Source organism: Zobellia russellii (genome assembly GCF_018728565.1).
Classification (GTDB): domain Bacteria; phylum Bacteroidota; class Bacteroidia; order Flavobacteriales; family Flavobacteriaceae; genus Zobellia; species Zobellia russellii.
In genome coordinates, this window is record NZ_JACSOI010000007.1 from 205,022 (window position 1) to 220,741 (window position 15,720).

The following is a 15,720-nucleotide window of genomic DNA, read 5'->3' on the forward strand; positions in this document are numbered from 1 at the left end:
AAAAATAAAGGCTTTAGAAGACTTTCTAAGAAACTTATTGGTTCTTGTACTTTTCTATGGATTCCTGTATCTTTTCTATTCTATTTTCTGGGTCAGGGTGAGAGCTTTGAAATTCGGGAACCCGGTTTGGACCTGCGGCCGCTTTTAGAATTTCCATTACCTTAATCATTTCTTCTGGCTGGTAGCCGGAATTCATCATGAGGAGAACCCCTAAATCATCACTTTCCAATTCATCGCCGCGACCATTTTTTAAAAGAATGTTCTGCCCAATACCACCAATAAGATTACCTGCATCTGCACCCACAGAGGCACCGGTTGCAAGTAATTGCCAATGTTCACTTTCTGCAATACGTTCTGCGGAATGCCTACCAATAACATGGCCTATTTCATGACCAAGTACACCGGCCAATTGTGCTTCATTTAGTTGTTTGAATAGGGCATAGGTAATAAAAATAGGGCCGCCGGGCAATGCAAAGGCATTAATGGTTTGATCATCGGCCAATAAATGAAAATCATACTGATAGGGAGTTTCCCGCGCTATACTGTTTTGTACAAGTTTGTTGCCTACCTGGTCTACATAAGCCTGTAGTTTTTCGTCTGGATAAAGACCGCCATATTGTTGTGCGATTTCCGGAGTGCTTTGGAGACCGATAGCGATCTCTTGTTCGGCACTCATGTTTATGGTCTGTACCCTTCCTGTATATGGGTTTTCTTCTTTGCTGCTACAACGCTTAATAAAGGCGAATGCAACAATGGCCAAGCCAATGAATATCCTGATTTTCCAACTTCCTCTTCGCATGGTATAGTGTTCTTTTGTAGCTCAATATACAAAAGACCTACAGAAGTTCGGTATTGATATCCAAGATATTGTCTTGGATATAGCTGGTTAAGAAGCCTTCGGTAAAATGTTCGCTGCCGTAAAAATCCTCATCTTTTAGCAACTGCATAATGTTCTTTCTGCGAAATTCGGTTAACATAGGTATGGAAATTGGGGCGTAGCTGTAATGCCATGGCTCATATTTAAACCCTCTTCGTCCGGGAACATCGGTGTAAACTAGATGAAAGTCAAAACTCTTTGCGTTTTCGTCCATCCATTTTTTAAAATCGGCATAAGGTTCGCCCTCGGCGAACTTGGAAGGCACGAGCATGTCTCCTTTTACATTTCTGTTTCCATCAACAATGTCAATATCCGTTCCCCAATGATGTCTGCTGGTGCCGGGTATAGTAGAGTATTCTATAATTTTGTCAATGGCCTCTAAAGGTTCTATATTATTGTCGTCTGTATATTTTAAATATTTACGTTCCCAAATAGAACGTTGACGCTCAAAATTGCGGTAGCTGGAAACCACTTTTAAATCAATGCCATCACTGTACGCGGCTTTTTTCATTTCAATAAAAGCATCATGGGCCTCTTTGCGCAAGTTTATGCCTTTTCCGTAAAGCTTTATATCTGTTTTGCCCATTAATTCTAGGATGCTATACTCAAAATCTTTGGAGAATGCCAAATTGGGCAATGCTGCTAAAGTAATGCCTGCAATTCCACTTTTTTTTATGAATGCTCGTCGTTCCATCATACCATTTTTGAATTTAATCGTGTTCACAATCCAAACAAAGATACCCAAATTTGGTGCCAAGATTAGATTGTAGTTATATTGATAACGTTCATAGGTGCATTTATCGTGTAATGAACCTATTTACTATTTAAAAATTATTTTCTTCTGTACCATTTTTAGGAAAATGACTTCCGCTAGGCTACAGACTTTAGGTATCTTTACAATCTATATTCCGTAACTGAAGAATGAAGATACGTTTGATGTTTTTAGTAGGTTGTCTATTCTGGACGATGTCTTGTAAGAAGATAGGTAAAGAGAAGAATTCAGCCGAAAAAAAGTCAAGACATTTCCGTTGAAACTGAACAAAAGGAGGCAGTATTCATGGATTTGGAGGGGAATGCCGTTTCGTTGTCCGATTTTAAAGGGAAACGCATTTTACTTAATTTTTGGGCTACATGGTGTAAACCCTGTATTCAAGAAATGCCCAGTTTAATGCAGGCTAAATCCGTTTTGGAAAAAGAGGGGTATGTTATTCTTTTGGCTTCGGAAGAATCTTTGAAAACAATTCGGAAGTTTAAACAGACCGTACCGTACAAATTTAAATATCTAAGGTATGCAGGAGGATTGGTCCAATTTAGTGTGCACGCACTTCCTACTACTTTTATTTTCAGTGAATCTGGGGAAAAGGTTCATGAAATTATAGGTGCCACTACTTGGGATTCACCGGAAATGATCAAAAAATTAAAAGCTATAGAGTAATGAAAAGTGTAGGGTATGCCGCAATGGGTAGTTTGGTCTTGATGGGTTCTTGTAAAGAGTTTCCCAAACAGGAAGAGGTTAGTAATACGCAAATCAAGAAGGAAATTGTAAACCCTCTTGTTTCACCAGTAAAGAGCGGTAGTTCATTACCTAGTTTATTTACTGCCAATGACGGAGCTTTACTGTCATGGGTTCATGAAATAAATGATTCTTTGGCCGAGTTTAAATTTGCCCGATTATCTGCAGGCGAATGGACGGAGCCTGAAACCATTGTTCAGGGTTCCGATTGGTTTATTAATTGGGCCGATTTTCCAACGATTGCGGAAAACAACGGAAACTTATTATCGCACGTGCTAAAAAAATCTTCAAAAGAAACTTTTTCGTATGACATTCAGTTAAATCTAAAGTCTAATACAGATGTTTCTTGGCGTACGCATCTACCCTTGCATACAGATGGAACCAAAACGGAACACGGTTTTGTAACCATGTTGCCATATAACGAAGATGCATTTTTTGTTACGTGGTTAGATGGTAGAAACACCGGAGGTGGAGGCCATGGTCATGAAGGTGACATGAATATTCGCGCTGCGGAAGTAGCAGTAGATGGCACGGTCAGTAATGAGGTGCTTTTGGATGCCAAAACATGTAGTTGCTGCCAAACTACAGCGGCAATTACAGATAATGGCCCGGTTGTTTTATATAGGGATAGAACGGATGCTGAAATAAGGGATATTGCCATTACGAGACAGGTAAATGGAAAATGGACGGAGCCTAAATTTATTTTTGATGACGGATGGGAGATAAACGGGTGTCCAGTTAATGGTCCCAAGGCCGATGCTATTAATAATAACCTAGCCGTTGCTTGGTTTACTGCGGTAAACAACGAACCAAAGGTTAAACTGGTTTTTTCTTTGGATGGAGGTGAAAATTTTGTTGCTCCTATTCTAATTAGTGACAACACTACTATGGGTAGGGTAGACCTTATTTTACTTGATAAGGAAAATGCTATTGTAAGTTGGATGGAGACTGTTGGCCAAGAAGCTCAGATTAAGACGGTAAAGGTGAATCGTTCCGGTGAAATGTCAAAAGCGATTATTGTGAGTAAGCTTGGAGCTTCTAGGAAAACAGGATTTCCACAGATGACTTTAGTTGGGGATAAGGTTTATTTTGCATGGACAGATGTTACCGAAGATATATCAACCATAAAAACGGCTTACATATTCTTGAACGATTTTTAGTTCCGGGTACATGGAGGTTTAAAAATTAAAATAGCGGAGCAATGCTCCGCTATTTTCAAAAGGTAATTATGGTATAGTGTTTAGTAACCTTTTGTCTGTTGCATTTGTGAAGCTTCTATTTCGCTTGCAGGAATAGGATAGATGGTTTTTGCCGATGTAGCTTCAATATTAAGATTGTTTACGTTTACGCCCGTGTTTATGTGGTCGGACTCAGGTCTGTTGATATTCTTTCCCGTTCGTATATAATCGTACACTGCGTGGCCCTCCAACGCAAGTTCTCGCCTTCTTTCTTCTGCAATTCTTGCCTTTAGGGCTTCGCCGGTTTCTGTTGCTTTATAGGTGTCAAAATCTGTGGTACGTTTAGCTATCAGTGTGTTCAAATAAACCAAAGCCTGGGTGTCACCACCGGTTGCCCCGTTGGCGCATGCTTCCGCAGCTATCAAATAAATTTCGGATAGGCGTAGAATAGGAATGTTGTGAATACTTAATCCGCTACCACCACTTCGGTTAATGTATTTTACGAATGCGGCATTGGTGCCTTCTTTATCCTCAAGTAACAAAGCGGCACGTGGGTCGCCTTCATACGCTTGTAAAAGGTCAACAAAAGTTTGGGTGGCAATGACATCTCCCTGGCCTCCATCCCTTAAATCAAATTGTGCTCCAAGGCCGTTACTTCCTACCGAGTTATCTGTAGTTATGCTCAGTTCAAAAAGAGACTCCGTAGTATAATCATCAAAAATATAGGTGGAAATATCCATTAAATCCGCTTCGGTTTTTACGCTAAGCACCTCTTTACAATAGGTGAGTGCATTCTCCCAATCTTGTTTGTACAGGTACACACGTGCCAAAAGGGCATGAATGCCACTTTTGGTCATATACTTTGTACTGCCCTGTTCCCAGGTATTGTCTTCGATTTCATTTAGGGCCGCGTTAAGGTCTACAATGATTTGCTCATATGTTTCTCCAAGTGAACTCCGTTCGGTAATAGTTTCGGTAGAGGATAAATTCAGCGGCATTCCCTGAGCACTGGCACCTTCACGTATCCACGGGTAAGAAAAAGTACGGGTAAGATCAAAATAAATCATCCCTCTTAATGCTAGAGCTTGTGCTTTAATTTGTTGTCTTTCGTTATCGTTGCCTTCCGCAGTTTCAATGTTATCGAGAATTAGGTTGAGGTTGCCAATTGCCTTGAAGCATTGTAGCCACATACTTTCTGCGCTACCGTTGTTGTTACTGCTTTCTTCGTAACGATATTCGGTCTGCTCGTAATCTCTTGGGTTGAACGTAGTTTTTACAAATCTAAAATCCGTGCCTTTTACGGCCGCTCTTTTGTACAGGGTTCTTCCTAAATACGAACCATCCGAAATTTCACTGTACGAACCGTTCAATAAATCCTGAAGTTTTTCTACGGAATTAATCACTAATGATTCCGAAATAACGTGATCTGGTTCTTGGATCAAAACATCTTCATTACAACCTTGTTGGATTGTAAGGATGACTGCCAAAAGGCCTATTTTTATATATTGGATACTTTTCATCTGATTATAGTTTTATTTGAAGACCTAATAAAATACTTGTGGCCGTTGGTACTTGAAAAAAGTTAACTCCATTGGAAACCGCCTCAGGGTCGTAGTCATCCAGCTCGGTTGCAAGGAATAAATTATCGCCCTGTACATATAGCGTTCCACTTTTTATAAACTTCAGTTCTGGTAAATTGAAACTCAGTTTTAGATTTCTCAATTTTAAATAATCCCCACTGTACAAATGTCTAGTAGATACGTCATTGGAGAAACTTGTGTTTCCGTTTATACGGATAGGCACATTGGAGTCCGGGTTGTTCGGATTCCAAGGATTTAACTGTGCTATGGTGTTGGTAAACTGTGGGGCAAAACCGTCATCGTCCCTTTTAAATGCCGTACGATCATACGCGTTGCCACCTATACCAAAAGTGAAAAGAAAGTCAAGGCTAAAGTCCTTATGCGTAAATTGATTATAGAAACCGCCTTGAACATCTTGCAGCGCTTTTCCGAAAATACCAAAACCGGCTTCTTCTGCATTGGTAGTAATTGCGCCTGTTCGCTCACCGTTCTCAAGAACATAGTATTGGGCGCTACCGTTGGTTTTATCAACACCGGCATAGTCTCTTAAGTAAAAAGAGTTCAGGCTTTCGCCTACTTTTATAATGGTCGGGTCCTGCCCGTATCGTGAGCCGTAGCTGGGAATCAAATCGCTTTTTAGTTTAGTAATTTCATTGTCCAGAAGTGTTAGGTTTATTCTAGAATTCCATGAGAACCTATCGGTTGCAATAGGGGAGTAGCCCAGTTCAAATTCCCAGCCTTTATTGGTCATTTCCCCAAAATTCTGTAATTGGTCGCTAAAACCTGTTGTACCGGAAACAGGAATGTTCAATAATAGGTCTTTTGTGTTTTTGGAAAAGTACTCAACGGTCATATTCAACTTGTTGAAAAGCACCGCATCAAAACCAATATTAAAATTGTAACTCAACTCCCATGAAAGGTCTGGGTTGGCCAATTGTCCGTATGAAAGTCCGGAAGAACCACCATAACCTTTGCCGCTGGTATCAAAGAAAGCCAAGGAAGCATAAAATTCCGGAGGTAAGTTTCCGTTGGTTCCGTAGCTTCCTCTCAATTTAAAATAATCTAGACCATTAAGGTCAATGAACTTTTCTTCCGTGGCGATCCATCCTCCGGAAACGGACCAAAAATCGCCCCATCTAGAATCTTCACCAAAACGTGAAGAGCCGTCCCTTCTGTAACTAGCGGCTAAGTAATATTTCTGATCAAAATTATAATTGAACTGGGAAAAGTAGGATAAAAGCGAATAGTTTTCGCTGTACCCGTTCCATGACCAAAGCGTTCCAATAGAACTGGAAGAAAGTAAGTTGCTGTCTAGAACATCATACCCGGAATTGTTAATTGAACTCATTTCCGACTCTTGTAGTTCAAGACCTAGAAGCGCACCAAAGCCATGTCTGTTCAGTTGCTTGTTATAGGTGAGTAGATTGGAAGTTGTGTATTGCAAAACTTCACTTTTAACCACGTAGAGAACACCGTTCCATACACCACCACCGGCACCAAATTCTTTGTTGTCATAGAAGGTTTCCGCGTTAGATTGATGGTCTACCCCAAAAGTTGATTTAAACTTAAGGTCTTTGGTCAGGTCAATAGCGGCAAAAATATCGCCACGGGTGCGAAACTCGGTATTGGAGTATTTCCCTACTTCAAGAACCCCCACGGGGTTGGCATTTTTTTCTATGGCGTTGGGTAGGTCTGCAATACCCTCATAGCCATTAGGGTCGTAAATTGGTGCAGCAGGAGGTAATACGCGCGCCATGTATAACGGATTGAGTCCGCCAGCATAACCGCTGTCATAGTTCCCGGCATTTCTTTCGGTTTTAGCAACCGATAAATTAATGCCAATGCGCAACCAATCTTTGGCTTGATTTTCCAAATTAACCCTCCCAGAGTAACGTTTTAAGCCAGTGGTAATAATAGTTCCGTCTTGGTCAAAGTAATCTCCGGAGATATAAAAAGATGTTTTCTCACTTCCACCTCTAGCGGATAAATTATATTTTCTGAGAGTACCCGGCTGGTAAATGGCATCCAACCAATCAGAGTTGGCATCAGAGGTGCCATAAATACTCTCATAATCGCTTTGAGCTTGGTTTTGATACGAGGCATAAAGAGCATCATCGCCATACACTCTGGAAAACTCCCCGTTTTCACTATTCTGAATGTACTGGTTTACCTGTCCTTCTTGCCACAGGCTTTTAAATTGCTCATTATTTACGTTTTTCTCTTGGGTAAGGTTTCGGCTAGTACCTAGTTCCATACCAAACGTAATTTCCGTATCTCCGTTTTTCCCTTTTTTAGTAGTGATGATAACCACGCCGTTGGCCGCTCTGGAACCGTAAAGAGAAGCGGCTGCTGCATCTTTTAATATGGTGATGTTGGCTATATCCTGAGAATTAATGGTGGATAACGGGTTGTAGGCTGTAGCTCCAGAACCGTTAGCTCTCAGTGTTTTATCCGTATTGATGACCACACCATCTAACACGTATAAAGGTTCTGTAAGTCCGTTTATGGACCCAACACCTCTAATTTGCACCGTTGATGCACCTCCGGGTTGGCCGGAAGTAAAAATATTAACGCCTGAAACATTACCCTGCAAGGCAGTTTCAAAACTTGCTGTTGAGGTTCGGGTTAAGGTTTCGGTGGCTACTTTTTTAGCGGATCCTGTAAAGCTCCTTTTGTTGGATGTTCCGTAGGCCGTAACAACAACTTCATCCAGGCCCGTGGCATCTTCATGCATTTGGACAGAAATAGAAGATTGTTGGTTTACGTCTATTTCTTGGGTGATATAACCCAAGTAGGAAACAACTAAAACAGCATCAGAAGGAACTTGGATAGAAAAATTTCCGTCAAAATCGGAAAGGGTTCCGTTAGAAGTGCCTTTTTCCAAAATATTGGCTCCAGGTAGGGGCGTGCCATTTTCATCTGTAATGGAGCCGTTAATAGTGTGGGTTTGAACAAAACTTGATGGGTGAACAGCTGTCTTAGCCTTTATTTCTTGAGAGGAAAGCTGTGCGAACAATAGCGCTAGGACTATTTTGGAATAGAGACTAAAAGGTGGTTTAAGTCTCCTGGATACGGTAAAAAATTTCATTGGTTTTACATTTTGAAAGCAATAGCGAGATGGAGAACTATTACAGGGCAATCTCTTCTTGCAATCAGGTTGAATAAAAATATGATTTGAATTCTATGCCGCAAGTGTCCTGTGAACAGTGTTCATGGGATAACAAGAACACCTTCGGAAATTACGAAAGTGAACGTTGCAGCAATAGCGGAGTGTTGCTAAATGAATTGGGGAGGTTGTCCGGTTTCGGAAATAAGTTCATACGGAACCAACGCAAGATATCGCTTGTAATTGGCCTGTACGGAATCTAATGGGAGGGACTGGGATTGATAGGATTGGAACCAATCTATAATGGGTAACTTCAGTTTTGAAAGCTCGCTTTCAAACGGGCTTTTCTCTTTTTCTTCAGATTCTTGGGCCAGCTGTTTTGCTAAGAAACATTTACCATCACAACGAAGCATAGGTTGATTTCGATTCTCACAAAGGTTGGTAACAATGTAATCATAGTTAACGGCATAGTTGATTAAAGGCCATAAAGGCTTTAACAACATAGATACCGCTAAAATGAGTAATAGGTGCTTCATTAGTATGCCTCTCTGGGACCAAAGAGACAAAAATAGGGGCTATTTCATAGTTATCCCAAATTATGCGGGTTAAAATAATTCTTACAAATGGTTTTTTATAGTTATGTAAAAATTCCTACTAATAACACAGTTAAAATTGCTACAAATCCCGATAACTACAACGATTTCGTCAATTTTAAAATAGGTATTTAAATAATTGATATAATGATATTTGTAATTTTTTTAAATAACAAAAATCGTTTGTTTACATCAATTTTAAGTAGGTTTTACAACATTCTATTTCATTAAATAATTAAGATGATACTTTTGTTTTGGTAATTATTAAATAGTAATAATCTTACAATTTTGTCGGATTATTAAGTATATTCAGAAAACCTTTTAAAATTAGTTGAACAACCTAACTTGTAAATCTTATATCAACATGAAATCAGTAGCCGTATTTAAACCTGAATTCCAATTATTCAAGAACTATTTCATAGTCATTCTTCTCATAGTTTTTTCATACTCCGCTAAAGCTCAATCCGTGGGTATAAATACTTTAACTCCCGACCCGGCTGCGGCATTGGATATTCAATCTACAACAGGTGGTCTCTTAATGCCTAGGATGACTACAGTAGAAATGGATGCGTTGGTTAGTCCACCAGATGGTCTCATGGTCTATAATACGGATTTGAACAATAGCATGATGTTCGTGCAGGGTGTTCCATACGAGTTATATAACAAAACAGCAGGTACGGTTATCACAATTTTAAGTGGAATAGCTCCCACATTTTGGACTAGTATTGGTAATTTATCTCTAACAGAATTTTTAGGATTAGATGTTCATCGCATTCAAATGGATCTATCCGATGCAAGTGAAATTCGCATAGTTGCTAATGTTACAGGTTTAACACTTGGTTTGGGTGGCGAATTGTCTATAGCACTGCAATACTCTACTGATGGGGGGTCTAACTGGACCTATGTTAATAGCAGTAGTTTCGGGCCTGCATTGTCAATTTCTGTAGATGGTTTAATTGTAACTCCATGGACCGATATTGATACTGCAGCTAAAGGAGATGTACAGCTTAGATTGGTAGGTCGGGCAACCGGAGGAATCATTACGCAGGCAGGCCTAGGTCTAGTTATGCTAGAAATTAGATAGCAGTTTAGCTTACTATCTAAATTATTTTCCCTTTTCACAAATAACCACATTAGTATGAGAACCAACCATTTATTTGGATTGCTTTTAATCTTAAACTGTTTTGCTCTATCTGCGCAGGGCGGCTTAACTATTTCAGGAGCCAATATTTCAATAACCTCAGGAGCAAGCATTCGCGTAGATAAAGGAGATTTGCAAATTTCAGGAGATGCTGAAATAAAAAATGAATCTGCAATAAGTGTAGACGGCAACTGGTTGAATAACAATAGTACAAGTCAAGTTTTTACAACAGATTCCGAAGGAACGGTAACCCTTACCAAAACTACAGATGTTACTACCGTTGGCGGAACAACCACAACCCTTTTTTATAATTTAATTCTAGAAGTAAATAAGGCTTCATTAGAGGTGAACACCATTGTAGGAGGTTCGGTTTCAGGTACGAACTTAGGGGTTATAGATCTTAACAATTCGGGACTAGACTTAAATTCCAATACTTTACAGATTACAAATTCACTCATAGGGGCACTTATTTCAGATGAAGGATACATTATTAGTGAAGATGTATTGAACCAAAGTAAAGTACTTTGGCAAACTTCCGGTACCGGTGGCGCTTATACCATTCCTTTTGGTACTGCTGCTGGTGAACGTATTCCTTTAACCGTAGAAAGGGCCACAGGTAATTTAGGGGAAATTACGGTATCTACTTATCCTACGGGGCTGGATATGACTCCATATCCTACGCAACCCGAAAATGTAACAAGTATTGTAGATACTAATGATCAAAGTTTATCCGGGAATTCGGTTAATAGATTTTGGCAGTTAGATAAAACCGGAACCGGGGTTGCCAACCTTACTTTTTCTTATGCAGATGCAGAAGTACCTAGTAACGGAGAGAATAATCTTTATTCCTATAGATATGATACTACAGTAAATAAGTGGGAACCTAAAGGCGCTAGTTCCTCTGATTTCGCCAGCAATAAAGTTAGTGTTTCTGGTGTTGCTGAGTTCTCACCGTGGACTATTGCAGGGGGAACTCCAGAAGATTTGGATGGGGATGGTATAGCCAATGCAGATGATTTGGACAATGACAATGATGGTATTTTAGATACGGATGAAGGTATTTGCACTCCAATTCAATCAGGTACATGGGGAGGCTTTATTGACAATGTTACCTATGATTATGGAAATGGGGTAATAGTTAGAATGACCACTGCGGCAACAAACGGTTTTGCTCTAGGAAATTTTAACCCTGGAGGAACTGGGTTTTGGTCGGAAGATTTAGCAGGGGATTCCTCTATTCAATGTGATTTTTTGTTCGGGGAAAGTGTTACTGTAAGTTTTGAGGATGCTTCTGGAAATCCTGTACAAGTGTCTAACCCAATTATACATTTTGATAGAATCGGTGGTTCGGCGGATAATGTTCAAAATTCGGCAAGAATTACTTTGCAAAACGGATTAACTTGGGTAGAATTGGCAGGTACCGATGATTTTTTGGCGACTTCTACAACAGCAAGTGATGGTGGTGCGGGATCAACTGCAGGTATTCAGGCTAATGGATATAGCCCGGAATCTACCCAGAATGATATAGACGGTACGGCTGCAGGTAGTATGGAAATTCAGGGAACGGTTAGCACTTTTACTTTAACCTTTCCATCCGCATCAACCACATCAGGTACCGCAGATGGCATTGAAATGATCGTATTTGCCTGTAAGCAGATTGACGATGATAATGACGGCATACCTAACTATTTAGATTTAGATAGTGATGATGACGGCTGTCCGGATGCAATTGAAGGTGACTCAAATTATGATTATAATGATTTAAATGAAGATTTTACTTTAAATGCCACATCGGATAGTAATGGCATTCCAGGAGGGTCTTCACAGGGTGTAGGTACATCTCAAGATGAATTGCAGCAATCTGCAGCATGTAGTGAGTGTGATAGTTCTAATCCTTTATATGTCGATAGCGATGGAGATTTGATTGGAGATTACTGTGATGAAGATGATGATAATGATGGTATTTTGGATACAGATGAGATGCAATCTCAGGTATGTAATGCTTACCCCGCCTTGTCATTTAGTTCACCATCATTAGAAAGTGGAACTGATTTGACCTCAGGGGCAGTATATAGATTTGCATCGGTTACTACGGGTGTAGACGCATTAGTTACCATTGTATCCTCAACACCAAATCCGGGAATAACTACTATTGATGATGATGCAACCAATACAGCCAATTTTCAGCCCATATTGGAAACTGAAAGTTCCTTGGTTGAATTCGATTTTCAATTTGTTTTAACGGGGTCATCTACCCCAACTAAAATATCCCAATTCTATTTGACAGCTATAGATGTTGATGGAGATGGAGTTGGAGGACGAGAATTTGTCGAGTTAGATGTTGATGGAGCTTCAGTTCAAACTGTAGAAAATCCCAGTGATCTTACTATTTATAATACTTCTTATGGTAAATTATTCAAGGGGTCTCTAGATGCGGCTACAGGCATAGACGTAAATGCAACCAATGTTATGGTTACTGCTAGGTATTTTGACAGAAGCCAGTTTAAATTGAGAATAGGAGCAAACCCTACCTCTAATGTAAATCGTCTTTTCTCAATTAATTTTGACCCATGTACCTACAATATTTACTCAAGCCCATCCAATCCCGATTTATTGCTTCAAGTCTTGGATACAGATTCTGATGGAACTCCTAATCATTTAGATAACGATAGTGATGGCGATGGATGTCCAGATGCCCTTGAAGGTGCGGCAAATTATGATTATGCAGATTTGGATGCTCAGTATAGATTAACGGCTGCTGTAGATGGTGCTGGTGTTCCAGGAGGTACTTCACAAGCTATTGGAACGGCAATAGACAACTCGCAACAAGCAGATGAGTGTAGTGAATGCCACCCTTCACATCCTTCTTATGTAGACAGTGATGGTGATACAATAGGTGATTTCTGTGATTTAGATGATGACAATGATGGTATTTTAGATGCTAATGAATGCGGGGTTCCTTTGTTGGCTACTGGTATATCTGGAGAAGGAACGAATACAATTTCCGGTTCATATGAAGCAGGTGTCATGAACACGAATTTTTCCCTAACATCCCCTTCCCAAGTAGAAATTTCATTAGGTTCGCCAGAACCTGTAGAACTTAATGTTTTTACTAGTGGAGTTACAGATGGGCTTTTAGTTATTTGGGACGAAGGGTCAATAAACCCAGGTAGTGTTTTTGATATGACACTCATCTTAAATGAAGCTCAAAATGGAGAACTACTCTCTCTGCGAATAGGAAACAACGCTCCAAGTTCTACATATGGCGCTCAAAATGCCACAAAAGAAATTACACTTACATGGCCAGGGGGAAATGTAGCCGTTCTTAATGACCCATTAAATGAAATCTTAAATTATGCCCACGGAGCAATCATTACTTCAGGCACTGTTTTAGATTATGACACAGGAGGTAGCGCTGTAAGAGATTCACAATGGTATATAGATTTAAATCTTGATGGAGCTACTTATCCTTTTAACGTTGATTATCATACGGTCTCTAGTGTTTTGACTAGAAATGAGGGATTTGCTTTTGTGCCGATCGGTTGTTTAGATACGGATGATGATGACCTTACGGACAATGTGGATACAGACAGCGATAATGATGGTTGTAATGATGCTGTAGAAGCTGGTCATTTAGACGAGGATAACGATGGAGAAGTAGATGGTTCTGGTTATGATACAAATGGTCAGGTAACTGGTGCTACAACGGCATACACAGGTACTACAAACGGAGTGACAACGGCATCAGAAACAACTATTGATACAGCACCAACAGACCAAGAAGAACGAGTTGGTGACGATGCTACATTTACAGTAACAGCTTCAGTTTTAGATGCTTCGGCATATACTTCGGGAACACCAACCTATGATGTAAATGCTAGCCCAACGTACCAATGGCAGGTAAGCACCAATTCTGGATCTACGTTTTCTAACATTTCAGGAGCAACTAATTCTAGTTTAACTATTTCAGATGTTACCCTTATCATGGATGGGAATATCTATAAGGTTTTGGTTAGTAGTGCAAACAATTCTTGTCCAGAAGAGACACAAGCTACATTGACAGTAATAAACAACGTAGATGCTATTGACGATTCGGCAGGTATAACTGCTGTTGAAGGATTTACTGGAGTAAACGACGTTTTAAATGTATTAGATAACGATGAGTTTAATGGTATAATTCTCACGCCTGCAAGTGTTACCATAACTCCGGTTACAAACGGACCTTTAACAGTAAATGGAGATGGTTCTGTAGATGTAGCGAATAACACGGGTACGGGTTCATACACAGTAAACTATCAAATTTGTGATGCCGCAAATCCTTCAAATTGCGATATAGCAACAGTTACTGTAAATGTTGGGGTAAATAGTTTGCCAATTGCTCAAGATGATGCGATTTCAGTAGCACAAGATTCGAACAACAATAGTTTAAATGTATTGGCAAATAATGGTAATGGCCCTGATGATTTTGGTGGAGATGGACCAAATGCTGGTGCAATTACACTTCCAAGCGCTTCATCAACAAATGGAGGAACGGTTTCTATTAATACTAATAGTACGCCATTAGACCCAACAGATGATACGGTATTGTATACACCTGCAGCTGGGTATAGTGGACCAGACTCCTTTACCTATATGATTACGGATGCCAACAATGATTCGGATACGGCAACGGTAAATGTTACAGTAGTGCCAACACCAACAATCGCAATTAATGTAGTGGCTGGAGATGATATCATCAATGCAACGGAAGATGATAGTCCGGTAACTATTAGCGGAACAAGCACCAATATTGAAGACGGACAGACGGTAACAGTTATTTTAAATGGAGAAACGTATACCACTACGGTTTCCAGTAATACATGGACTTTGGATATTCCTGCTGTAGATGCACAAGCATTAGGTGCTACGGAAACTATAACGGCAGATGTTACCAACAGTCTGGGGACTGCTGCTGTTCAAGCAACCAGAGATATTCAGCATATTGCTACACTTCCAGTCCCTGTACTGGCGATCGATGATATCACGGCCGATAATGTATTGAATGCGACCGAAGCAGGAGGAAACGTTAATGTAACCGGAACAGTAAGTGGCGACTTCACCACAGGAGATACGGTAACGCTAACAGTAAACAGTACCGATTATACGGGAACTGTAGATGGCGCAGGAGCTTACACGATAGCAATTCCAGGTAGTGAATTGGCTGCCGATGGTGATACGACGGTAGATGGCAGTGTGAGTACTACCGATACCAATGGTAATGTAGGCACAGCAACCGACAGCCAAGTATACTCGGTAGATACGACTGCCCCGGTCCCTGTACTGGCGATCGATGATATCACGGCCGATAATGTATTGAATGCAGCAGAGGCTGCTACCAATATAGATGTAACTGGAACGGTAAGTGGCGACTTCAACTCCGGGGATACGGTAACCCTAACAGTAAACGGTACCGATTACACGGGAACTGTAGATGGCGCAGGAGCTTATACGATAGCAATCCCAGGTAGTGAACTGGCTGCCGATGGTGATACGACGGTAGATGGAAGTGTAACGACAACGGATACCGCAGGCAATGTAGGAACCGTAACGGACAGCCAAGTATACTCGGTAGATACGACCGCCCCGGTCCCTGTACTGGCGATCGATGATATCACGGCCGATAATGTATTGAATGCTACGGAAGCAGGAGGAAACGTCAACGTAACCGGAACGGTAAGTGGCGACTTCACCAC

9 protein-coding genes are annotated in these 15,720 nt (G+C 40.5%); 4 read left to right on the top strand and 5 right to left on the bottom strand.

All coding sequences use genetic code 11. The features are described 5' to 3' along the window. Positions 1–34: 34 nt before the first annotated feature. Positions 35–799, bottom strand: coding sequence for a M48 family metalloprotease (locus H9565_RS16655; protein WP_215441322.1), 765 nt, complete (start codon positions 797–799; stop codon positions 35–37). A gap of 37 nt (positions 800–836) precedes the next feature. Beyond that, entirely contained in the window at positions 837–1,571 is a 735-nt protein-coding gene (locus H9565_RS16660) for a M15 family metallopeptidase (RefSeq protein WP_215441343.1), read from the bottom strand. Positions 1,572–1,934: 363 nt separating this feature from the next. On the opposite strand from H9565_RS16660, the gene H9565_RS16665 reads away from it, so the two are divergent. Both H9565_RS16665 and H9565_RS16670 read left to right on the top strand, forming a co-directional pair. Further along, entirely contained in the window at positions 1,935–2,312 is a 378-nt protein-coding gene (locus H9565_RS16665) for a TlpA family protein disulfide reductase (RefSeq protein ID WP_215441323.1), read from the top strand. After that, on the top strand, positions 2,312–3,550 hold the full coding sequence (locus tag H9565_RS16670) for a hypothetical protein (protein WP_215441324.1): 1,239 nt from the start codon (positions 2,312–2,314) through the stop codon (positions 3,548–3,550). Before H9565_RS16665 ends, H9565_RS16670 begins: the two co-directional genes overlap by 1 nt. A gap of 80 nt (positions 3,551–3,630) precedes the next feature. Here H9565_RS16670 and H9565_RS16675 read toward each other — a convergent pair whose 3' ends face one another. The 3 genes from H9565_RS16675 to H9565_RS16685 all read right to left on the bottom strand — a co-directional run bounded on the left by H9565_RS16675 (position 3,631) and on the right by H9565_RS16685 (position 8,790). Further along, positions 3,631–5,088 (bottom strand): RagB/SusD family nutrient uptake outer membrane protein, encoded by a 1,458-nt coding sequence (locus tag H9565_RS16675; RefSeq protein WP_215441325.1) that lies wholly within the window; start codon positions 5,086–5,088, stop codon positions 3,631–3,633. 4 nt (positions 5,089–5,092) lie between these two features. Further along, entirely contained in the window at positions 5,093–8,236 is a 3,144-nt protein-coding gene (locus H9565_RS16680; RefSeq protein ID WP_215441326.1) for a SusC/RagA family TonB-linked outer membrane protein, read from the bottom strand. A gap of 188 nt (positions 8,237–8,424) precedes the next feature. Continuing rightward, positions 8,425–8,790, bottom strand: coding sequence for a hypothetical protein (locus tag H9565_RS16685; protein ID WP_215441327.1), 366 nt, complete (start codon positions 8,788–8,790; stop codon positions 8,425–8,427). 421 nt (positions 8,791–9,211) lie between these two features. Here H9565_RS16685 and H9565_RS16690 point away from each other — a divergent pair, with 421 nt between their 5' ends. Then, positions 9,212–9,931: a hypothetical protein gene (locus H9565_RS16690; protein WP_215441328.1), complete on the top strand. Its 720-nt coding sequence runs from the start codon at positions 9,212–9,214 to the stop codon at positions 9,929–9,931. Positions 9,932–9,985: 54 nt separating this feature from the next. After that, on the top strand, positions 9,986–15,720 hold a 5,735-nt coding region (locus tag H9565_RS16695; RefSeq protein WP_215441329.1), incomplete at its 3' end, for an Ig-like domain-containing protein.